The sequence below is a fragment of the Burkholderia pyrrocinia genome (assembly GCF_022809715.1).
Lineage (GTDB): Bacteria > Pseudomonadota > Gammaproteobacteria > Burkholderiales > Burkholderiaceae > Burkholderia > Burkholderia pyrrocinia_C.
The window spans coordinates 1,830,341-1,851,567 of the sequence record NZ_CP094459.1 but is presented as its reverse complement, the minus strand read 5'-3'; the positions used below and the strand labels follow the sequence as shown (position 1 = coordinate 1,851,567).

General features: G+C 70.0%; 21 protein-coding genes and 1 riboswitch. Of the genes, 9 read left to right on the top strand and 12 right to left on the bottom strand.

Annotation, left to right across the window (positions count from 1 at the left end; translation table 11 throughout):
- Positions 1 to 38: 38 nt before the first annotated feature.
- Positions 39 to 269, top strand: a complete 231-nt coding sequence (locus tag MRS60_RS35145) for an HNH endonuclease (protein WP_432207820.1) — start codon at positions 39 to 41, stop codon at positions 267 to 269.
- Positions 270 to 457: 188 nt separating this feature from the next.
- On the opposite strand, the gene MRS60_RS08605 is transcribed toward MRS60_RS35145, so the two are convergent.
- Positions 458 to 973 carry a MarR family winged helix-turn-helix transcriptional regulator gene (locus MRS60_RS08605; RefSeq protein ID WP_243564526.1) on the bottom strand — a complete coding sequence of 172 codons (516 nt, stop codon included), beginning with the start codon at positions 971 to 973 and terminating at the stop codon, positions 458 to 460.
- 130 nt (positions 974 to 1,103) lie between these two features.
- On the opposite strand from MRS60_RS08605, the gene MRS60_RS08600 reads away from it, so the two are divergent.
- Positions 1,104 to 2,282: an MFS transporter gene (locus MRS60_RS08600; protein WP_131947053.1), complete on the top strand. Its 1,179-nt coding sequence runs from the start codon at positions 1,104 to 1,106 to the stop codon at positions 2,280 to 2,282.
- A gap of 285 nt (positions 2,283 to 2,567) precedes the next feature.
- On the opposite strand, the gene cobM is transcribed toward MRS60_RS08600, so the two are convergent.
- From cobM to cbiE, 4 genes are read right to left on the bottom strand one after another with little or no spacing between them, the layout of a single operon-like run.
- Positions 2,568 to 3,296 carry a precorrin-4 C(11)-methyltransferase gene (cobM, locus tag MRS60_RS08595; RefSeq protein WP_243564525.1) on the bottom strand — a complete coding sequence of 243 codons (729 nt, stop codon included), beginning with the start codon at positions 3,294 to 3,296 and terminating at the stop codon, positions 2,568 to 2,570.
- Between the two features lie 43 nt (positions 3,297 to 3,339).
- Positions 3,340 to 4,071 carry a cobalt-precorrin-6A reductase gene (locus tag MRS60_RS08590; RefSeq protein WP_243564524.1) on the bottom strand — a complete coding sequence of 244 codons (732 nt, stop codon included), beginning with the start codon at positions 4,069 to 4,071 and terminating at the stop codon, positions 3,340 to 3,342.
- Positions 4,068 to 5,156 (bottom strand): cobalt-precorrin-5B (C(1))-methyltransferase, encoded by a 1,089-nt coding sequence (locus MRS60_RS08585; protein WP_243564523.1) that lies wholly within the window; start codon positions 5,154 to 5,156, stop codon positions 4,068 to 4,070. Before MRS60_RS08585 ends, MRS60_RS08590 begins: the two co-directional genes overlap by 4 nt.
- Positions 5,156 to 6,409 carry a precorrin-6y C5,15-methyltransferase (decarboxylating) subunit CbiE gene (gene cbiE / locus MRS60_RS08580; RefSeq protein WP_243565611.1) on the bottom strand — a complete coding sequence of 418 codons (1,254 nt, stop codon included), beginning with the start codon at positions 6,407 to 6,409 and terminating at the stop codon, positions 5,156 to 5,158. The genes MRS60_RS08585 and cbiE overlap by 1 nt, the downstream gene beginning before the upstream one ends.
- Before the next feature lie 202 nt (positions 6,410 to 6,611).
- A riboswitch (cobalamin riboswitch) is annotated at positions 6,612 to 6,802 on the top strand.
- A gap of 108 nt (positions 6,803 to 6,910) precedes the next feature.
- Between cbiE and cobG the strand changes: the two genes are divergently transcribed.
- From cobG to MRS60_RS08555, 5 genes are all read left to right on the top strand, one after another.
- A complete protein-coding gene (cobG, locus tag MRS60_RS08575; RefSeq protein ID WP_243565610.1) occupies positions 6,911 to 8,290 on the top strand; it encodes a precorrin-3B synthase in 1,380 nt (459 codons plus the stop codon).
- On the top strand, positions 8,283 to 8,909 hold the full coding sequence (locus MRS60_RS08570) for a precorrin-8X methylmutase (protein WP_105390176.1): 627 nt from the start codon (positions 8,283 to 8,285) through the stop codon (positions 8,907 to 8,909). Before cobG ends, MRS60_RS08570 begins: the two co-directional genes overlap by 8 nt.
- On the top strand, positions 8,906 to 9,640 hold the full coding sequence (locus tag MRS60_RS08565) for a precorrin-2 C(20)-methyltransferase (protein ID WP_034184173.1): 735 nt from the start codon (positions 8,906 to 8,908) through the stop codon (positions 9,638 to 9,640). Before MRS60_RS08570 ends, MRS60_RS08565 begins: the two co-directional genes overlap by 4 nt.
- Complete coding sequence (gene cobJ / locus MRS60_RS08560) at positions 9,637 to 11,346, top strand: precorrin-3B C(17)-methyltransferase (RefSeq protein WP_243564522.1); 1,710 nt, start codon at positions 9,637 to 9,639, stop codon at positions 11,344 to 11,346. The genes MRS60_RS08565 and cobJ overlap by 4 nt, the downstream gene beginning before the upstream one ends.
- 458 nt (positions 11,347 to 11,804) lie before the next feature.
- Complete coding sequence (locus tag MRS60_RS08555) at positions 11,805 to 13,160, top strand: chitinase (RefSeq protein WP_243564521.1); 1,356 nt, start codon at positions 11,805 to 11,807, stop codon at positions 13,158 to 13,160.
- A gap of 250 nt (positions 13,161 to 13,410) precedes the next feature.
- On the opposite strand, the gene MRS60_RS08550 is transcribed toward MRS60_RS08555, so the two are convergent.
- The 4 genes from MRS60_RS08550 to MRS60_RS08535 form a co-directional block, all read right to left on the bottom strand.
- Positions 13,411 to 14,154: an IclR family transcriptional regulator gene (locus tag MRS60_RS08550; RefSeq protein WP_034184170.1), complete on the bottom strand. Its 744-nt coding sequence runs from the start codon at positions 14,152 to 14,154 to the stop codon at positions 13,411 to 13,413.
- A gap of 53 nt (positions 14,155 to 14,207) precedes the next feature.
- Positions 14,208 to 15,374: an acyl-CoA dehydrogenase family protein gene (locus tag MRS60_RS08545; RefSeq protein WP_243564520.1), complete on the bottom strand. Its 1,167-nt coding sequence runs from the start codon at positions 15,372 to 15,374 to the stop codon at positions 14,208 to 14,210.
- A gap of 112 nt (positions 15,375 to 15,486) precedes the next feature.
- Positions 15,487 to 16,788 (bottom strand): CitMHS family transporter, encoded by a 1,302-nt coding sequence (locus MRS60_RS08540; protein WP_105390182.1) that lies wholly within the window; start codon positions 16,786 to 16,788, stop codon positions 15,487 to 15,489.
- A gap of 125 nt (positions 16,789 to 16,913) precedes the next feature.
- The gene (locus MRS60_RS08535) at positions 16,914 to 18,083 is read right to left on the bottom strand and encodes a CaiB/BaiF CoA transferase family protein (protein ID WP_243564519.1); all 1,170 of its coding nucleotides are present in this window, start codon (positions 18,081 to 18,083) and stop codon (positions 16,914 to 16,916) included.
- 274 nt (positions 18,084 to 18,357) lie between these two features.
- Here MRS60_RS08535 and MRS60_RS08530 point away from each other — a divergent pair, with 274 nt between their 5' ends.
- Positions 18,358 to 18,615, top strand: a complete 258-nt coding sequence (locus MRS60_RS08530; RefSeq protein ID WP_175749398.1) for a hypothetical protein — start codon at positions 18,358 to 18,360, stop codon at positions 18,613 to 18,615.
- Positions 18,616 to 18,764: 149 nt separating this feature from the next.
- Positions 18,765 to 19,187, top strand: a complete 423-nt coding sequence (locus MRS60_RS08525; protein ID WP_243564518.1) for an NUDIX hydrolase — start codon at positions 18,765 to 18,767, stop codon at positions 19,185 to 19,187.
- Positions 19,188 to 19,276: 89 nt separating this feature from the next.
- Here the strand turns inward: MRS60_RS08525 and MRS60_RS08520 are convergent, their stop codons facing one another.
- The 3 genes from MRS60_RS08520 to MRS60_RS08510 all read right to left on the bottom strand — a co-directional run bounded on the left by MRS60_RS08520 (position 19,277) and on the right by MRS60_RS08510 (position 21,211).
- On the bottom strand, positions 19,277 to 19,849 hold the full coding sequence (locus MRS60_RS08520; protein WP_034184163.1) for a DUF1993 domain-containing protein: 573 nt from the start codon (positions 19,847 to 19,849) through the stop codon (positions 19,277 to 19,279).
- Between the two features lie 172 nt (positions 19,850 to 20,021).
- Positions 20,022 to 20,474, bottom strand: a complete 453-nt coding sequence (locus tag MRS60_RS08515) for a YaiI/YqxD family protein (RefSeq protein WP_034184162.1) — start codon at positions 20,472 to 20,474, stop codon at positions 20,022 to 20,024.
- A 128-nt stretch (positions 20,475 to 20,602) separates the two neighbouring features.
- Positions 20,603 to 21,211, bottom strand: coding sequence for a vWA domain-containing protein (locus MRS60_RS08510; protein WP_243564517.1), 609 nt, complete (start codon positions 21,209 to 21,211; stop codon positions 20,603 to 20,605).
- Positions 21,212 to 21,227 lie beyond the last annotated feature (16 nt).

Genomic DNA, 21,227 nt, shown 5'->3' with positions numbered 1-21,227 from the left:
GCCCAGCAAAATTCGCGCTCTCATTGGGAATAGTGAAAATGAATAGGCGACCGTACTCTCACTATAAACAGCAAAATAAAATCAAAGAAATACAGGATGACCTATGTATTGTTTGTTGGAAGGACGAGAAGAAAGAAGCCCGAGGCCATCATTTGATTCCGTTCTCGGAGGATGGGGGCGATAACATCATAAATTTTGTCACTCTGTGCGATGAATGCCACAAGAAGTATCACGCAGGAAAACTGAACATCGATATTTACAGGTTCTGAAAAATATCTAGCTCTGCAATTAACGGGGCCGAAAAAATCTGCGTTTTTCCGTCCGGTATTTTTACGTTGAACGTCCGCTTTCCCGAGCTGCCAACTACCGCTTGGGGTCGGCAAGCGACGTCCACGAAAATTCACGAAGAACTTTGTTTTTGCCCGCGGCGTGCGTTTGCGTGACGCATTCGGTAGCGCTACTTGCCGTCCGGCCCCTTCGCCGCCCCGTCTCCCAGCCCTGCCAGCAGCTTCTCCAGCAGTCGCGACAACTGCGCCTGCTCGTCGTCCGACAGCACGGCCAGCAACTCGCACTGGTTGTCGATATGCGCGACGACCGCTTCGTCGATCAGCGCGCGGCCGGTTTCCGTCAGCGCGACGAGCGTGCCGCGCCCGTCGGCCGGGTTCGGCCGGCGCTCGACCCAGCCGGCCTTCTGCAGCCGGTCGATGCGCGCGGTCATCCCGCCCGACGACATCATCAGCGCGTCGTACAGCGCCGTCGGCGTCAGCGCGAACGGCGCGCCGCAGCGCCGCAGCGTCGCGAGCACGTCGAATTCGCCCGGCTGCATCCCGTAGCGCGCAAACAGCGGATTGAGACGGTCGCGCGCGATCACCAGCGCGGCTTCCTGCAGCCGCCCCATCACGACCATCGACGACGCGTCGAGATCCGGGCGCTCGACGCGCCATTGCGCGAGCGCATGCGCGGCTCGATCCATTAACCCTCCTCGGTTCACCAGTTATCTTGACGTCGAGATAAATCGGCGTTTATCTTGATGTCGAGATACTTTACATGAAAAACGCACAGCGCCCGGACGGACGTCGTGCACCGATACCGAGGGCCTGTCGATGAATCGCTTCATTTCCCCCGGATGGCGGCTCGCCGCCATCGTGCTCGTCGGGCTGAACCTGCGGCCGGCGCTAGCCGCCGTCGGCCCGCTGCTCGACATGATCCAGCGCGCGACCGGCATCGGCGACGGCGCGGCCAGCCTGCTGACGACGATCCCGATCCTGCTGATGGGGCTCGGCGCGCTGAGTGCGCGGCGCCTGCAGCGCGTGACGGGCATCGCGGGCGGCGTATGGCTCGGCGTCGCGCTGATCGGGCTCGCCTGCGTGTCGCGCATCGGCGCGCAGCACGCATGGCTGCTGCTCGCGAGCGCCTGCTGCGCGGGCGTCGGGATCGCGATGGTGCAGGCGCTGCTGCCCGGTTTCGTGAAGGCGCATTTCGCGACGCGCGTCGGCGGCGCGATGGGCGTCTATTCGACGTCGATCATGGGCGGTGCGGTGCTCGCGAGCGTCGTCGCGCCGTTTGCCGCGGCGCGCTGGGGCTGGCTCGCCGCGCTCGCGGGCTGGGCGCTGCCGGCCGCGGTGGCCGCGCTCGCGTGGCCGCTGGCCGGTCGCGGCGGCGATGCGCTCGCGGCCGGGCCGGCTGCGGCATCGGCTGCGCAGCCGTCGCGTTCGCCGCGCGCGTGGCGGCTCGCGCTGTTCTTCGGGATCGCGACGGGCGCGTACACGCTGGTGCTCGCGTGGCTGCCTCCGTACTACATGCGGCTCGGCTGGTCGCCGACGGCGGCCGGCAGCCTGCTCGGCGGCGTGACGCTCGCGGAAGTCGTCGCGGGGCTGACGATCTCGGCGACGATCGACCGCCTGCCCGATCGCCGTCCCGCGCTGCATGCGGCGATCGCGTCGCTGTTCGTCGGGTTGCTGGCGATGCTGGCCGCGCCCGAAGCGCTCGCCTTGCCGGCCGCGCTGCTGCTCGGCGCGGGGATCGGCGCGCTGTTTCCGCTGTCGCTGATCGTCACGGTCGACCATGCGGCGACGCCGGCGGACGCCGCATCGCTGACGGGGTTCGTGCAGGGTGTCGGCTACCTGATCGCCGGGTTGTTCCCGTTCGCGGCCGGCGTCGTGCGCCAGCATCTCGCGGACCTGACGCCCGCGTGGGTGGCGATGGCGTGCCTGTGCGTCGTGCTGTTCGCGCTGGCGGCGGGTTTTGCGCCGCGGCTCGCGCGGCGTGTTGCGAGTGCCTAGGCGGTCGGCCGCGCGTCAGCCGCTCGTTTCCCGCTCCGACGGCAACTGTCGATAGGCACGCATCGCCGCAAATCGCACGCGTCTTCGTCGCACAGCCGGCACACCCGGATCGCGGGCTGCACGTCGTCGGCCAGTGCGCCGATCAATTGCTCGCAGATCGGCATGAGGGATGGGTTGCGAACACGGTTCGGCCATCACCATGCGCGTGATGTCCGCGATCGCCGATCCGCGTGCGACGCGCACCTGCGCGAACGTCGTGCCGAACGCCGGCCGGCGCACGCGTGATCAGCCCGCGCTCGCGTACAACGTCGAATCCGCGAACCCTTCGGCATCGAGCACGCGCCCGATCAGGATCAGCGCGGTGCGCTCGATCTGCGTGCCCTGCACCTTGCCGACGATGTCGGCGAGCGTGCCGGTCACGCGTTCCTCGTCGGGCCAGCTCGCGCGATAGATCACCGCGACCGGGCAATCGGCGCCGTAATGCGGCAGCACTTCGTCGACGATGCGCGCGAGATGGCGCACGCCGAGATGGATCGCGAGCGTCGCGCGATGCGCGGCGAGCGCGCCGAGCGCCTCGCCTTCCGGCATCGTCGTCTTGCCCGCGAAGCGCGTGAGGATCACCGTCTGCGCAACGCCGGGCAGCGTCAGCTCGACGCCGAGCGTCGCCGCGCACGCGGCCGTGGCCGTCACGCCCGGCACGATTTCGTACGGAATCCCGAGCGTCTTCAGCCGGCGGATCTGCTCGCCGATCGCGCCGTACAGCGACGGATCGCCCGAATGCACGCGCGCGACGTCCTGCCCCTTCGCATGCGCGGCGGCGAGCAGCGCGACGATCGCGTCGAGGTCGAGCTCGGCCGTATTGACGACCTGCTCCGCGCGATGGCCGTCGAGCACGGCCGGCGGCACCAGCGAGCCTGCATACAGGATCACCGGGCAGGTGCGCACGAGGCGCTGGCCCTTCACCGTGATCAGCTCCGGGTCGCCGGGGCCCGCGCCGATGAAATACACCGTCATCGAAAAATCTCCGTCAATTCGTTGGATGATCGGCCGCGCGGCGTCACGCGCGCGCGGCCGGATCGAGTGCGTCGAGCAGCGCGGCGGCCGAGTCGAACGTGCGGTCGGCGTCGGGCAGCGGCGGCCGGCGCAGCATCACGACCGGCAGCCTGCGTTCGCGCGCGACGTCGAGCTTGGCCTCGGTGGCCGCACCACCGCTGTTCTTGCTGACGACGACGTCGATCCCCATCAGCGCGAACAGCGCGCGCTCGCCGTCGAGCGTGAACGGCCCGCGCGCGGCGACGATCTGCGCGCGCGCGTTGCCGGGATGCGCGTCGAGGCAACGCACGAGCCAGAACTGGTGTGGCGGGATCGCGTCGAGATGCGCGAGAGGCTCGCGGCCGAGCGTGAACAGCGGCCGCTTGAACGGCGCGAGCGCGGCCTCGATGCCGGCCCAGTCGTCGACCATCCGCCAGTCGTCGCCCGGTTGCGGCGTCCATGGCGCGCGGCGCAGCGCCCACAGCGGCACGCCCGCGTCGCGCGTCGCGGCAGCGGCATTCGCGCTGATTTGCGCGGCATACGGATGCGTCGCGTCGATCACGAGGCCGATACCGGCACTGCGCAGATACGCGGCCAAGCCGGCGGCGCCGCCGAAACCGCCGACGCGCACGTCGCAGCGCAGGTCGTCGGGTACCTTGCCGAGACCGGCCAGGCTATACACGTGGTGCGGGCCGAGTGCGCGCGCGATTTTCAGCGCATCGCCGGTGCCGCCGAGCAGCAGGATGCGCGCGCTCATCGCGCCTGCCCGACGAAGCGGCCCTGCCGGTCGATCGCGAACATCTCGACGGCGACCGATGGCGGCACGATATCGCGCGCGACGCGCAGCGCCTGCGCGCAGACGAGATCGCCGAGCGGCACGCCCGCGGCCAGCGCGAGCTTCAACGCTTCCTGGCTCGTGTTCGCGGCACGCATCGCGGCCTGCAGCGCATCGCTCGCGCCGGCCTCGGCCGCCCACTGCGCGAGTAGCGGCAGGTCGATACTCGAATGGCGGCTGTGCAGGTCGAGGTGGCCGGCCGCGAGCTTGCTGAGCTTGCCGAAGCCGCCGCACATCGACAGCCGCGCGACCGGCGCGCGCCGCAGATGCTTGAGCACCGCGCCCGCGAAATCGCCCATCTCGACCAGCGCCATGTCGGGCAGGTGGTAGTGCGCGCGCATCGCGTCCTCGCTCGTATTGCCCGTGCACGCGGCGATATGCTGGATGCCGTTTGCGCGCGCGACGTCGATGCCCTGGTGGATCGACGCGATATAGGCCGAGCACGAGAACGGCCGCACGATGCCGGTCGTGCCGAGGATCGACAGCCCGCCGACGATACCGAGGCGCGGGTTCATCGTCTTCAGCGCGAGCGCTTCGCCGCCTTCCACGCCGATCGTCACGTCGAAGCCGCCCGCGTAGCCATATTCGGCTGCCAGCGCGTCGAGGTGCGTCGTCATCATCTGGCGCGGCACCGGGTTGATCGCCGGTTCGCCGACCGGCAGCGTCAGCCCCGCACGCGTGACCGTGCCGACGCCCGGCCCCGCGTGAAACCGTACGCCGGGCGCCGTCGCGAGTGCGACGCGCGCGAAGATCAGCGCGCCGTGCGTGACGTCCGGATCGTCGCCGGCATCCTTGATCGTGCCGGCTTCGGCGCCGTCGGCCGTGATCCGGCAGAACTCGAGCCGCATCATCACGCGCTGCCCCTTCGGCAGCACGATCGCGACCGCATCGTCCACCTGGCCCGCGAGCAGCAGGCGCGCGGCGGCGAGCGACGTCGCGGTCGCGCAGCTGCCGGTCGTATAACCGAAGCGCAGCGGCGCGTGCCGTTCGGGGGTTTCGTCGCGCATCACGCGTCCACCGGGTTCGACGAGTTCGTCGGCCCGGCCGTGGTGGCCGCGTCGGGCTTGCGCACGTCGTACAGCGTGACCGGCAACGGCTGCCGCCATGTGTCGAAGCGGCCGAGCGACTCCGCATGCGCGAGCGACACGCGCGTGAGCGTGCCGCCGTGCGCATCGCGCCATGCGGCGAGCGCCATCTCGCCCTGCAGCGTGACCGCGTTCGCGACCAGCCGGCCGCCGGGCTTCAGCGACGACCAGCACGCGTCGAGCACGCCGGGCGCCGTCGCACCGCCACCGATGAAGATCGCGTCGGGCGCGGCGAGCCCGGCGAGCGCGTCGGGCGCGCGCCCCGCGACGAGTTGCAGGCCCGGCACGCCGAGCGCGTCGCGGTTGTGTTCGATGAAGCGCTGCCGCTCCGCATGCGCTTCGATCGCGATCGCCTGGCACGACGGATGCGCGCGCATCCATTCGATGCCGATCGAGCCGCTGCCGGCGCCGACGTCCCACAGCAGCTCGCCGGGCGCGGGCGCGAGGCGCGCGAGCGTCATCGCGCGCAGGTCACGCTTGGTGAGCTGGCCGTCGTGGCGGTACGCATCGTCGGGCAGGCCGGGCGTGAGCGCGCGGCGCGGCGCGTCGGGGCCGGCCTGGCAGTCGAGCGCGACGAGATTGAGCGCGGCCGTTTCGTCGACGTTCCAGTCCTGCGCGAGGCCGTCGACACGCCGCTCGAGCGGGCCGCCCAGATGTTCGAACACGCTGATGCGCGTCGGCCCGAAGCCGCGTGCGGTGAGTTCGGCCGCGACGGCGGCCGGCGTGCGGCCGTCGGCGCTCAGCACGAACAAGCGCCGGCCCGGCAGCAGATGGCGCGCGAGCGTCGCGAGCGGACGCCCGACGAGCGATACCGCGCCGATATCCTGCAGCGCCCAGCCGAGGCGCGCGGCCGCGAGCGACAGCGACGACGGCGCGGGCAGCACGCGCCATTCGTCGGGGGAAAACCGGCGCGCGAGCGTGGCGCCGACGCCGAACAGCATCGGGTCGCCGCTCGCGAGCACACAGACGGGCGACGGGCGGCGCGCGAGCACGCCCGCGACGTCGAACGGCGACGGCCACGTTTCGCGCGCGGCCGGCAGCCGCGCGGGCAGCATGTCGAGATGCCGCTGCGCGCCGACGACGAGCGTCGCGTCGAGCAGCGCGCGCCGCGCGCTGCGGCCGAGCCCCGCGTAACCGTCGTCGCCGATGCCCACTACCGTCAGCCACGCCGTCATGCACCCTTCCCCATCGTTCGATTCCATCGTGTCGCCGCTCGGCCGTAAAAGGGCCGGCGCAGCCGTCCGCATTGCGAAAGACGGCATGGTACCGTGTTCCATCCCGCGTTTCACCTGCCGGCCCACCGGTGCCGGATCGCCACCCGCTTCGCCTGGCGTGAACGGCTTTCCGGTCGCGAACCGCGGTCGAAATCGGGTATCCTACGGCCGTTCGTTCGCCGGTGCCCTTCGGGGCCGAAGAGGGAACACAGGGCGCGCCGCGCGCCGCTGTGGCTGCCCCGCAACTGTAGACAGCGAGCCGATCTCCCCCCTCACGCCACTGGTTCGACCGGGAAGGCCGGGAGCCGGCGCCGACCTGTCAGCCAGGAGACCTGCCGGCCAGAAAGTGCGTGCGTGCCAGTCGGCGTCGGGCGGGGTGTACCGATGCGTTGGCCCGCGGCGCGACACTGCCCCGATACCCCGTTGAGTTCCGCCCCCGATTCGATTCCTGCGTCGCCCGTCGTGCGCCCGTCGGCCTGCCCGGGGCTCGTGCGCGTCGTTGCGGCCGCCGATGGCGGGCTGTGCCGGATCAAGCTGCCGGGCGGCCGGCTCGATGCGCGCCAGGCGCGCGCGATCGCCGCCGCCGCGCGCGCATACGGCTCCGGCGCGATCGACGCGACCAATCGCGCGAATCTCCAGCTACGCGGCATTCGCGACGGCGCGGCCGACGCGCTGACGCGCGCATTGCTCGACGCGGGGCTCGGCCCTCACGCCGATGCCACCGCAAAATCGATCGCAGACGCAACCGCCGATGCGGCCGCGCTCGCCGCGAGCGACGACGTCCGCAACGTGATGCTCAGCCCGCTCGCCGGGCATGACCCCGCCGCACTCGTCGACAGCCGCGCGCTCGTCGTTCCGCTGCTCGACATGCTGGCAAGCGAGCCGCGCCGCGGCGAGCTGTCGCCGAAATTCTCGATCCAGCTCGACGGCGGCGAATCGGTCGCGGCGCTCGATCATCCGCACGACATCTGGCTCGCCGCATGGCGCCGCGCCGATGGCGCGGTGCGCATCGCGGCCGGGCTGGCCGGCTGCCCGCCGATCACATTCGATGACACGCCTGCGTCGGTCGATGTGTCGCCCGACCAGAGCGTCGCGCTCGTGCGCGCCCTGCTGCTCGCGTTCCTCGATCTCGCGCCGGCCGACGTCACGCGGATGCGTGCACTGCTCGCGACGCGCAGCGACCGCGCGTTGCTCGACCGCGCGCGGCACTACCTGCCCTTCCCGCTCGCGGCCGATCCCGCGCTCGCCGGCTGGCGGCGCATGCGTTCCGATTCCGCACTGCGTTTCGGCGCGCGTCCGTCGCTCGACGCAGCGCGCTGCAGCGTCGGCGCGCAATTCGTGCTCGGGCGGCTCGACGCGACGCAGCTGGAACGGCTCGCCGCATTGGCCGAAGCCGAAGGCGACGGCACGCTGTCGATGACGCCGTGGCAAGGCGTGTTCATCCACGGCGTGTCGCACGCACGCGCACCGGCCACGCTCGATGCGCTCGCGTCGCTCGGCCTCGTCTGCGCGTCGACCGACCCGCTCGCGACGCTCGTCGCGTGCACCGGCAGCGCGGGCTGCGCGAAAGCGCACGCCGACACGAAACGCGATGCGCTCGCGCTCGCCGCACGCATCGGCCGTCCAGTCGACGTGCACCTGACCGGCTGCGAGCGCCACTGCGCGCTGCCGCATCCCGCTGCGCACACGCTGGTCGCGGTCGCGCCCGCGCACTACGACCTTTACCGGCGCGACGCCGCCGCGGGCCTCGGCGCCCCGCTCGCGCGCCATCTGACGATTGACCAGGCCGCGGCCCGACTGACGGGCGCACGGCATAGCCAGGACACCACCACCGATGCTTGACTACATTCGCGACGGGCAGGAAATCTACCGCCAGTCGTTCGCGACGATCCGCGCCGAGGCCGACCTGTCGCACGTTCCGCCCGACCTCGAGAAACTCGCGGTGCGCGTGATTCACGCGTGCGGGATGGTCGACGTCGTCTACGACCTGCGCTTCTCGGCCGGCGCCGGCACCGCGGGCCGCACGGCGCTCGCGGCCGGCGCGCCGATCCTGTGCGACGCGAAAATGGTTGCCGAAGGCATCACGCGCGCACGGCTGCCGGCCGGCAATCCCGTGATCTGCACGCTCGGCGAGCCGGAGGTGCCCGATCTCGCGCGCCATCTCGGCAACACACGCTCGGCCGCCGCGCTCGAACTGTGGCGCCCGCATCTGGCGGGCAGCGTCGTCGTGATCGGCAATGCACCGACCGCGCTGTTCCACCTGCTCGACATGATCGACGCCGGCGCGCCGCGCCCCGCGCTGATCCTCGGGTTCCCGGTCGGCTTCATCGGTGCGGCCGAATCGAAGGCGATGCTCGACGCCGACAGCCGCGGCGTGCCGTACGTCGCGCTGCTCGGCCGGCGCGGCGGCAGCGCGATGGCGGCCGCCGCGGTCAACGCGCTCGCGACGGAGGTCGAATGACGACCGCGCGCGGACGCCTGTTCGGGGTCGGCGTCGGCCCCGGCGACCCCGAACTGATGACGATCAAGGCGCTGCGCGTGCTGCAGGCCGCGCCCGTGGTCGCGTATTTCGTCGCGAAGGGCAAGAAAGGCAATGCCTACGGCATCGTCGAAGCGCACTTGCTCGACACGCAGACGCAGCTGCCGCTCGTCTATCCGGTGACGACCGAAGCGCTGCCGCCGCCGCTCTGCTACGAGACGGTGATCGCCGACTTCTACGATACGGCCGCCGAAATCGTCGCGGCGCACCTCGACGCGGGCCGCGACGTCGCGGTGATCTGCGAAGGCGATCCGTTCTTCTACGGCTCGTACATGTACCTGCACGACCGCCTCGCACCGCGTTACGACACCGAGGTCATCCCGGGCGTATGCGCGATGCTCGGCGGCACGGCCGTGCTCGGCCAGCCGCTCGTCTATCGCAACCAGAGCCTGTCGGTGCTGTCGGGCGTGCTGCCCGAGCACGAACTGCGCGCGCGGCTCGCGCAGGCCGACGCGGCCGTCGTGATGAAGCTCGGCCGCAATTTCGACAAGGTGCGGCGCGTGCTCGACGAACTCGGTCTCGCGAAGCGCGCGCTATATGTCGAACGCGCGACGATGGCGAGCCAGCGCATCGTGCCGCTCGACGAAGTCGATCCGATGGCGTCGCCGTATTTCTCGCTGCTCGTCGTGCCGGGGGAAAAATGGCAAGGATGACGACTCCGCCCGCGATCGTGATACTCGGCGCCGGCGCGCTCGACACTGCGCGACGCATCCAGGCACGCTACCCGGGCGCCCGCGTGCATGGGCTCGCATCGCGCGTCGATGCCGACGAGCCATTCGACGAACTCGGCGCGCACCTGCGCGAACTCTATGCACGCGGCCTGCCGATCGTCGCGCTGTGCGCGGCCGGCATTGTGATTCGCTGCCTCGCGCCCGCGCTGGCCGACAAGGGCGTCGAGCCGCCGGTGCTCGCGGTCGCGGAGGACGGCTCGGCCGTCGTGCCGCTGCTCGGCGGGCTGACAGGAGTGAATGTGATCGCGCGCGAAATCGCCGAATGGCTCGGCGTCGCGCCGGCGATCACGACGAGCGGCGAACTGCGCTTCGGCGCATGCGTGCTCAATCCGCCCGAAGGTTATGCGCTCGCCGATCTCGCGCAGGGCAAGCGCTTCGTGTCCGACCTGCTCGCGGGCGCGTCGACGCGCATCGACGGCGCGGCGCCGTGGCTCGACGATGTCGCGCTGCCGCGCGACGACACGGCCGCGCATGCGATCCGCGTGACGCCCGATGCATGGCGCGGCACGCAAGACGAACTCGTGATCCATCCGCGCAGCGTGGTGGTCGGCGTCGATGCGCAAACCGTACACGCGGACGAAGCGCTCGCCGCGCGCATCGAAGCCGCGCTCGACGCACAAGGCCTCGCGCGGCTGGCGCTCGCGGCCATCGTCGCACCGGCGTCGGCGATCGGCGGCACCGTGCTGGAGGAAGCAGCGCAAACGCTCGGCGTGCCGCTGCGCTTTGTTGATGTCGACAACGAAGCGCAAACCGATGCGTCCACGCTGCTCGGCCGCGCATTGCGTGTCGCGCATACGCTGCGCGCAGCGTCGAACGGGCTCGCTTGCGCGGTCGCGTCGCATCCGGTCGATCCCGCCACGCTCGGCCGTGCGCGCGGCCGCCTGACGGTGCTCGGCCTCGGCCCGGGCGGCGCCGCGTGGCTCACGCCGGCCGCGCGCGCCGCGCTCGCGGACGCGACCGATATCCTCGGCTACACGACCTACGTGAACATGGCCGGCCCGTTCCGTGCGGACCAGCGCGTGCACGGCACCGACAATCGCGAGGAAATGCAGCGCGCGCGCCACGCGTTCGAACTTGCGGCCGAAGGCCGGCGCGTCGCGGTCGTGTCGTCGGGCGACCCCGGCGTGTTCGCGATGGCCGCGGCCGTGCTCGAAGCGCTCGACGAATCTCGTGACCCGCAATGGGCCGCGGTCGACCTGCGCGTGGAACCCGGCGTATCGGCGTCGCTCGCGACCGCCGCACAGGCCGGCGCGCCGCTCGGCCACGACTTCTGCGCGATCTCGCTGTCGGACAACCTGAAACCGTGGGGCGTGATCGAGACGCGCCTGCGGCACGCAGCGCAAGCCGATCTCGTGATGGCGTTCTACAACCCGATCTCGCGTGCGCGGCCGTGGCAGCTCGACCGCGCGCTCGATGTCGTGCGCGCGCATCGTGCGGCCGATACGGTGGTCGTGCTCGGGCGCGACATCGGCCGGCCGGGCGCGACGCTCGCGACGACGACGCTCGGCGCGCTGCGCAGCGACCAGGTCGACATGCGCACGATGGTGATCGTCGGCTCGTCGACCACACGGCGTTTCGCGATCGACGGCGGACGCGAGTGGGTCTATACGCCGCGCTGGTATCGCTGAACGCGGTCAACGTGTGAACCGGGCGCCGCGCACGTCGGCATGCGCGGGCGTCGTCAATGTACCGCTCGCCGGTGCGCGTTCGGCCGAGCAAATCGTGTCGCGGAGCGAGCTGTTTGCGTCGGCGTGCGTCGAACGCTTCGTCGCGCAGGCCCGCTCACTGGTGCAGCCTGTATCGGCGTAACGCAACGTGAGCGATATAAGCGACGTTAGCGACGCGCATCGGGCTTCATGCAATCAGCACGAACGATCGGGAAAATCGCCCGCCCGATGCATTACGGAACGGTGTCGAATCGGCAAGATCGTTATGTATCGGAAATCAAATAACAAAAAGAACTCCTGACCATTCACTATTCGGCGCGAATCCTCCAAGATGGGCACGCCGCCGGCCGGGCATGCCCGGTCGTCCGTCCGGCGGCGATACGCGGGCCAGCGTATCCCTCTTCCACTTGGAGAACAGAATGAACAACAACGTGTTGCAGCGTTTCATCCCGCGTGCGATTGCCGCGGGTTGTCTGCTCGCCGCCGCGAGCGTGTCCCACGGCGCCGGCGTCTACGCGCCGTTTGTCGACGTGACGCTCTATCCGACGCCGCTCGTCGACCAGATCGGCGTCCGGCAAGGCATCCAGCAATTCACGCTCGCGTTCGTGGTCGCGGGCAGCGGCTGCGCGCCGTCGTGGGGCGGCGTGCAGCCGATCGGCAACGGCGCGAGCGGCGGCCTGCTCACCGCGCTGTCGACGTCGATCGCGAGCTACCGCGCGAAAGGCGGCGAGGTCGCCGTGTCGTTCGGCGGCGCGAACGGCACGCCGCTGATGCAGGCCTGCTCGACGGTTCCCGCGCTGAAGACCGCCTACCAGACGGTGATCGACACATACGGCCTCACGCATATCGACTTCGATATCGAAGGCGCATCGCAGCAGGACACGGCTGCGGTCGCGCGCAACTTCCAGGCCGTCGCGCAACTGCAAGCCGACTATGCGGCGAAGGGCAAGCCGCTGCACGTCACGCTGACGCTGCCGACGATGCCGACCGGGCTCACGCAGGACGGCGTGAACGTCGTCAACGCGGCGATCGCGAACAAGACGACGTTCGATGCCGTGAACCTGATGACGATGGACTACGGCCCCGCGAACATCGACATGGGCGCGGCCGCGATCAGCGCCGCGCAGGCGCTGTATTCGCAGCTCGACACGGCGTTCAAGTCCGCCGGCCAGCCGAAGACCGGCGCGCAACTGTGGCAGATGGTGGGTGTCACGCCGATGATCGGCGTGAACGACGTGCAGGGCGAGACCTTCACGCTCGCGAACGCGCAAAGCGTGCTGAACGCGGCGGTCAACAACAGCTACGGGTTCTTCGGCAACTGGTCGGTCGGCCGCGACCAGCCGTGCCCGAACAACGGCGCGTATGCGTCGCCGACCTGCTCGGGCGTCGCGCAGCAGCCGTACGCGTTCGCGGCGATTTTCCGCAAGCTCGACGGCAAGTGGGGCGCGGGCGTCACACAGGACCCGAACTACGGCGGCGGCTCGGGCGGCGGCACGCCGCAGCCGGGCGCGCCCTGGGCGGCCGGCCAGGTCTATACGGCAGGCGCGACGGTCACCTACCAGGGCACCACGTATCAGGCGCAATGGTGGACGCAGGGTGACGTGCCCGGCCAGGCGGCCGTGTGGAAGCCGGTCGGCGGCGGCTCGCCGGTATGGTCGGCCACGACCGCCTACCAGGGCGGCACGTGCGTGATGTACCAGGGCGCGAAATACTGCGCGAAATGGTGGACCCAGGGCGACAACCCGAGTGCCGGCGGCGTATGGGTGAAGTCGTGATGGCGCAACGCGCCGGCGCATGATGCGCGGCGAGCCGTTTCCTGCGCGGCAGGATCAAATGCCGGAACGGCTCGTCATGCTTCGCCTACGGCCTACGGCCAAAGGCTCGTGAAAGGCCGAGCACTAACACTCGGCACTGTCCAAGAAATCCAGGCGGTTCATGAAAAACCCCCAAACGCTTGGATCGGTGCCCGACTTTTGCGGTGTAGTCCAGACGACGGCCCGCTACTGGCCCTCGCGTGCCGCTACCCTACCCGCGCGCGTGTTCGGCCAGCAGCCGCGCCTTCGCGTCGACGAGCAGCGCCGCATGCGTGTCGCGATGCTGGCGGATCCGCTCGGTCGGCCCGACGACCGACAGCCCGTACCAGTCGCCGTCGAGCGTCAGCGCGACCGCGATCGCCGACAGCTCGGGCGCGCTTTCGCCGAAGTTCTCGGCCCAGCCGAGTTCGCGAAACCGCGCGGTTTGCGCGACGAGCGCCGGCAGGTCCGCGATCGTCGCGTCGGTGAAGCGCTCGAACGGCAACTGCGCGCCGAGCGCCTGCTGCGCATCGCCGGCGAGTTCCGCGAAGATCGCCTTGCCGATCGAGTTCGCGTGCAGCGGGCGCAGCTCGCCCGGCTGGCGCGTATAGCGGATCGCCTGCTCCGATTCGACGACGTCGAGGTACGTGACCGACAGGCCCTGGATCTTGCCGAGCACGGCGGTCTCGCGGCTCGCGTCGCGCAGCGCGACGAGATGCGGATGCACGATGTCGACGACGGGATCGGTCGCGTCGATCGCGGCGGCGATCGTCTGCAAGCGCCGCGTCGGGTAGTAGCCGCCGCGCTTGCGCACTTCGTACAGGTAGCCGCGGCTCACGAGCGTGCGCGCCATCGCGAGGCAGCTCGACGCCGGCACATTGAGCAGGCGCGCGAGTTCGGTCAGCGGCAGCGGCCGCCGTTCGGCGGCGAACAGCTCGAACAGGTCGAGCGTGCGGGCAACGAGTTTGACGTCCATGACGAGCGCTTGATTCGGAACGGGAAACCGCGCGCCGGGCGGGCCGCCGCGCGTCAGTAAGACTTCGGCAGCCCGAGCACCTTCTCCGCGATGTAGCACAGGATCAGTTGCGGACTCACGGGCGCGAGCCTCGGAATCATACACTCGCGCAGGTAGCGCTCGACATGGTATTCCTTCGCGTACCCCATCCCGCCATGCGTCGCGATCGCCGTCTGGCATGCCTGGAACGCGGCTTCCGCGCCGAGGTATTTCGCCGCGTTCGCCTCCGCGCCGCACGACTGCCCCGCGTCGTAGCGCGTCGCGGCCTTCATCACCATCAGCCACGCGGCCTCGAGCTGCATCCACGCCAGCGCAAGCGGATGCTGGATCGACTGGTTCTGCCCGATCGGCCGGCCGAACACGACGCGCTCGCATGCATAATGCGTCGCGCGGCGCAGCGCGGCCTGCCCGAGCCCGATCGCCTCCGCGGCGATCAGGATCCGCTCGGGATTCAGCCCGTGCAGCAGATAGCGGAAGCCGTCGCCTTCGTTGCCGATCAGGTCGTCGCGCGACACGCGCAGGTTGTCGATGAACAGCATGTTCGAATCGACGGCCTTGCGACCCATCTTCTCGATCTCGCGCACCTCGACGCGCGAGCGATCGAGGTCGGTGTAGAACAGGCTCAGCCCGTCGGTCGGCTTCGCGACCTGGTCGAGCGGCGTCGTGCGCGCGATGATCAGCATCTTGTTCGCGACCTGCGCGGTCGAGATCCAGATCTTGCGCCCGCTCAGCACGTAGTGATCGCCGTCGCGACGCGCCTGCGTGGCCAGGTGCGTGGTGTCGAGGCCCGCGTCGGGTTCCGTCACCGCGAAGCACGCCTTGTCGCGCCCGGCGATCAGCGGCGGCAGGAAGCGCGCCTTCTGCGCGTCGTTGCCGAATACCTGCACCGGATTCAGCCCGAAGATGTTCATGTGGACGGCCGATGCGCCGGACAGGCCGGCGCCCGATGCACTGATCGTGCGCATCATCAGCGCGGCCTCGGTCATCCCGAGCCCGGCGCCGCCGTAAGCCGGGTCCATCGCGATGCCGAGCCAGCCGGCCTCGGCGAGCGCCGCATGGAAATCGGCCGGAAACCCGCCCGCGCGGTCGCGTTCGAGCCAGTAGTCGTCGCCGAAGCGCGCGCAGATTTTCTCGATCGCGCTGTCGATCGCGCGCTGGTCGTCGGTCAGGTCGAACTGCATGGATTGCTCTCCCGGAAAACGTGAACGGCCGCGCCGTACGCAAGAAAACGCCGAGCCGCCTCGAAGGAAGTTCCCTCGGGAGCCTGGCGCGAAGCAACAGGTCTGCGGGCGCTCATAGTGGAAACACGCCCGTCGCGACCGCGGCGAAGACCATCAGCACGGTGGCGGCGAACAGGAACGGAATCGTGAATTTCTGGTGCTCGGCGAGCTCGACGCCGGTCAGCCCGACGATCAGGAACGTCGCGGGCGTGAGCGGGCTCACCGGAAAGCCCGTCGTCATCTGGCCGAGCAGCGCGGCCTGCGCCATCTGGATCGGCGGCACGCCGAGCAGCTTGCCGCTTTCCGCGAGCACCGGCAGCACGCCGAAATAAAACGAATCGGGATCGAACAGCAGGCTGAGCGGCATCGACAGCAGCCCGAGCACGAACGGCATGTGGCGCGCATGCTCGACCGGCACGTGCGCGACGACGACTTCCGCCATCGCCTTCAGCATCCCGGTGCCGGACATGATGCCGGTGAACGCGCCGGCCGCGAGCAGCACGCTCGCCATCATCAGCGCGGCCTTCGCATGCGCGTCGATCCGCTCGCGCTGGGCTTGCACGTCCGGGTAGTTGATCACGAGCGCGGCGACCGTGCCGAGCATGAACATCACCATCGGGTCGACGATGCCCGACACCAGCGTGACGAGCACGACGAGCGTCAGCGCGAGGTTGATCCGGAAGCGGCCGGGCCGGCGCAGCGCGCGCTCGGCGTCGGTCAGCTCGCGCGGCGCGATCGCGAGCGACGCCGCACCGGCGCGATCGAGCCCGAGCCGTTTCGCCTCGCGCACGCCGAGCACGTACGCGGTGCCGAACACGAACGCGAGCCCGACGATCTGCACCGGGATCATCGGCATGAAGATCGCCGAGCCGGGAATGTGCAGCGCCGCCGACGCGCGCAGCATCGGCCCGACCCACGGCAGGAAATTGACGCCGGCCGCCATCGACGCGACGCACGCGAGGATGCGGCGATCCATCCCGAGCCGCGTATAGAGCGGCATCATCGCGGGCAGCGTGACGAGAAACGTGACGGCGCCCGAGCCGTCGAGATGGATCAGCAGCGCGAGCAGCGCCGAGCCCATCACGATGCGCGGCGGATGGCAGCCGATCACGCGCAGCACGCCCGCGATGATCGGGTCGAGCATCCCCGCGTCGGTGAGGATTCCGAAAAATAGAATCGCAAAAACGAACATCCCGGCGATCGGGCCGATGTTCTGTACGCCGTGCACGATGAACTTGCCGGTCGTCAGCCCGAAACCGGCCGCGAGCGATGCGGCCACCGGCACGACGATCAGCGCGACGAGCGGCGACAGCCGCTTCGTGATGATCAGGCCGAACAGCGCGACGATGGTGATCGCGCCGATCCATGCAAGCATGATGCGTCTCCTCTTCAGCCGGTGCGTCCGTGCGCGGGCCGGCGTGGTGTCCGAACGGGGTGTACGGCCCGCGCGTCCGTGCGCCGCCGTCGGGCGCGCGGCATGGCCGGCGGCCGGGATGCCGGTCAGTCCCGGCGGTTGTCGCGATCGTTCTCGGTGTCGACGTCGGCAAAAACCTGCGCCGCATGCTCATTCAGCGCTGGCGGCGGCCGCCGGTACGTGGCCGGCGTGCGGCCGAGCTTGATCGGCGACGCGATGCCGCGATGCCGGCCCAGCTCGACCTTCATCTGCCGATGCGCGACATGCGGATGGTCGAGCGCCGCATCGAGCCCGAGCACGGGTGCGCATGGCACGCCGCGGCGCATCAGTTGCTCGGCGAGCGCCGCGCCGTCGTGTCCGGCCAATGCCGTTTCGAGCAGCGCGCGCAGCGCGGCGCGGTTCGCGCTGCGCGCGCGGTTGTCCGCGAAACGCGGATCGTCGGGCCAGTCGCGCGTGCCGAGCACGTCGCACAGCGCCGCGAACTGCCCGTTGTTGCCGACCGCGAGAAAGATGTCGACGGAGGCCGTCGGGAAGCTGTCGTACGGCGTGATGTTCGGATGCGCGTTGCCGGTGCGCACGGGCGCGTTGCCCGAATGGAAGAAGTTCGGCGTATGCGGATGCAGGATCGACAGCGCGCAGTCGAACAGCGTCGATTCGACGAACTGGCCGCGGCCGCTCGCGTCGCGCTCGCGCAGCGCCATCAGCACGCCGAGCGCCGCGTTCAGCCCGGTCACGAGATCGACGATCGGCACGCCGACGCGCAACGGCGCGCCGCCGGCTTCTCCGTTCACGCTCATCAGCCCCGCGAGCGCCTGCACGGCTGCGTCGTAGCCAGGCAGCCCGCCGAGCGGGCCGTGCGCGCCGAAGCCCGATACGCGGCAATAAACGAGCCGCGGAAACCGCGCATGCAGCGTATCGAAACCGAGCCCCCAGCGCTCCATCGTGCCGATCTTGAAGTTCTCGATGACTGCATCGGCATGTTCGAGCAGGCCGAGCAGGCGCTCGCGGTCGTCCGGTTGCGTCAGGTCGAGCGCGACGCCGAGCTTGTTGCGGTTCACGCCGAGGAAATACGACGCGGTGTCGCCGTCGAACGGCGGGCCCCACGTGCGCGTCTCGTCGCCGGACGGCGGTTCGACCTTGATCACCTCCGCGCCGTGGTCGGCGAGGATCTGCGTCGCGTAAGGGCCGCCCAGCACCCGCGACAGATCGACGATGCGCAATCCCGCCAGCGCGCCCTGCTGCTCCCGTTCCGCCATGCGTCTCGCTCCTGGTTCCGGTTGATCGGACTGCCGGTTCCGGCGGCCGGCGCCTGCGGCGCGACTTTCCGGATTCGGCAAATAATTCTTGTATGTGAATTTATATTCACACTCAGGAATTATGTTGTCAAGCCCGGATGCACTCGGCGGAAGCGCGGACAACGCCGCCGGGCGCAACTGGAGACGACACCGAAGCCGCGCCGGTTGCGGCACCACCCCGCCCTTCGTTAAGCTGGCGGGCAACCTTCATCTCAAAAAGCAAGGCGGAATATTCATGAAACGGATCCTGCTGGCGGCCTTCATGCTGGCGTCGACGCTGGGCGTCGGACACGCGCAAACCCGGACATTCAATTTCGGCGAAGGACAGACGCAGATGCCGGCCGCGGCACCGCAGGCCGCCGCGCCGACCGCACGGCCCGCGCCCGCGCGCCGGCACGTGACGGTGCCGCCCCATCACCGGCGCGCCGTTCACCAGCGCCGCCGTTCGCGCCACGTGAAGCCGACGCGCAGCGGGATCTACACGCACGCATGACACGGCTCAGCGGCGCGACGCCATGCACGGAACTGTCACGAACGGCCGGTAAGATCGCTGCGGCTGCCTGCATGCCGTCGCGGCCCGCGGCCGGACAACGAACCGCCGACGCGCATTTTCTCCACGATTCAGCACCTGTTTTGCCGAACATGAGTACCGGGCCGGACATTCTCGCCGTCATCAAGGAAAGAGCCACGATCGTGTGCCGCCAGCGCAGCAGCGTGCTGCTGGTCGCCCGCACCGCGTCGCGCTGGTCGCTGCCGGGCGGCACGATCCGGCGCGGCGAGACGCCGCTCGAAGCTGCGCAGCGGGAGCTCGCCGAGGAAACGCGGCTGGAGGGGCTTGCGCTCGACTACGCGGTGCAGTTCGGCGGGCTGACGAAGCTGCATCACGTGTTCGTGGCCGACGTGCCCGCGCACCTGACGCCGCGCGCGAGCAACGAGATCGCCCGCTGCAAGTGGTTCACCGTCGACCGGCTCGACACGCTCCATGCGAGCGTGCCGACGCGCAAGATCGTCGAACTGCTGCGCCTCGACTGCTTCTCGGCAATCGCGAACGGCCCGCTGCGCTGATATCGATGCCGCCTGCGCCGGTCACGCGCGCAGGAACGGGCCGGCCTTGCGTTCGAGCAGCGCGACGAGCCTGCTTGCCCGCTCACCACTCACCCTTGCGGAATCGTGCCGGGCCGCACGTACGCGAGCATGTGCGGCACGTAGTCGGCCTTGCCGAGTTCGACGCCGTGACGGCGCAGGATCGCGTACGCGGCGATCGCATGGAAGTAGAACTGCGGCAGCGCCCAGTCGCGCGCGTATTGTTCGCCCGTCATGTCGAACGCGACGCCGTTGGGCAGCTCGAGCGCGATCGGCAGCGCGGCGCCGCCATCGAGCGCATCCGGCGCGAGTTCGCCGAGAAACGCGAGCGTGCCCGCGATGATCGCCTGCGCGTCGCTCAGCGAGCCGGGCTGCGCATCCGCATTCCATCCGGCTTCGCGCAATGCCAGCAGCGCGGCCGGCAGCGGCTCGCCGCGCAGCCGGTAGACCGGCTCCATCGCCTGGAAGCATGAGAAGCGCACCTGTGCGGCGAGCGGATACATGTCGGCTGCCAGCTTCAGCGTCATCGCCGCGTCGGGCTCGTCGCCCGCGGCCTGCCGGTGTGCGACAGCCTTGTCGAGCCACGCGGACTGCGCGCGCAGCATCTGGGTAAACGTCGGAACGAGAAGTTGGGTCGGCGACACGTGCGAGCTCCTGTGTAGTGGTTCGCGCCACGATAGCAGCGTCAGCGCAAACCTGCATTCCGGCCTGGGCGGCGCACACGAGCCGATGCGGATTCGACGCATTGCCGCATGGCGCGTACGAGCGTTTCCGTATGCGGAACGATCGATCGCGCGTGGCCGCCGAAACGCGGCCTTACGGCTTGCCGTATCGCGCCAGGAACCGGTCGAGCTGCGATGCGAACGTCTTGCCGTCACGCGCGCTGAACGGCGCGGGCCCGCCCGTGTCGATGCCCGTGCTGCGCAACTGCTCCATCATCGCGCGCGTCGACAGGCGTTCCTCGATGTTCTCGCGGCTGAACCAGTTGCCGCGCGGGTCGAGCGCATGCGCGCCCTTGTCGAGCACGGCGGCGGCCAGCGGGATGTCGGCGGTGATCACGAGGTCGCCGGCCTCGGCCAGCTCGACGATGCGCGCGTCAGCCACGTCGAAGCCGGCCGGCACCTGCACCGCCTTGATGAACGGCGACGGCGGCGTGCGCAGAAACTGGTTCGCGACCAGCGTCACGCGGATTTCGGCACGACGCGCGGCGCGAAACAGCATGTCCTTGATGACGGCGGGACACGCGTCGGCATCGACCAGTACTTGCATGGCGGGTTTTCCAATGGGGAGAAGCAGAAGCGGCGATCATATCGCACCGTCGGCCGTGGCCTTGCGGCCGTCACTCGGCCCGCTAGATCAGCTAGGTCCGTGAGAGCTGCAAGGTCCGCGAGGCCCGCTCAACCCGCAAGGTCCGTACAAAGCGCATCGACCGTCACCCACTGCGCGCCCCACGCAGCAGCGAGCCGCACGCCCTGCCCGATCCGCACGGCCGCGTCGTCGAAGTCGACGAACACGACATGATCGGCCGCCGCGGGTTTCGCCGGCGCTTCGCGCGTGCGGCCGTCGGACAGCACCCACAGCCAGCGCTGCTTGCCGGGCTCGCGCCGCGCATCGCGCGCGAGCAACTGCGCGGCGGCCGCGATGCCGTCCGCGAGCGGCGTGCCGCCGCCGCCGTCGACCGGTTCGAGCCAGCGCGCGTTCCACCAGCGCGGCACGGCCGGGCCGAAGCGCCGCGCGGCGCCGTTGCCGCCGAAGCAAATCAGCGCGGTCTCGACACGGTCGCGCGCCGCGCGATCGAAATACGCGACGATCAGCCCCTTCGCCAGCGCGAGCCGGTCGTGCGACAGCATCGACGCCGAACAGTCGAGCACGAAGCAATGCAGCGCGTGCGGCGTGCCGGCCCGTTTCCGGAAGCGCAGATGGCCGAGGTGCAGCGCATCGCCGCGTTTCGCGGCGAGCGTCGCCGGCCACGCAACGGCCGTGCCGGCGCGCGCCGTGCCCGGCACGCGCGCGGCTGCGCCT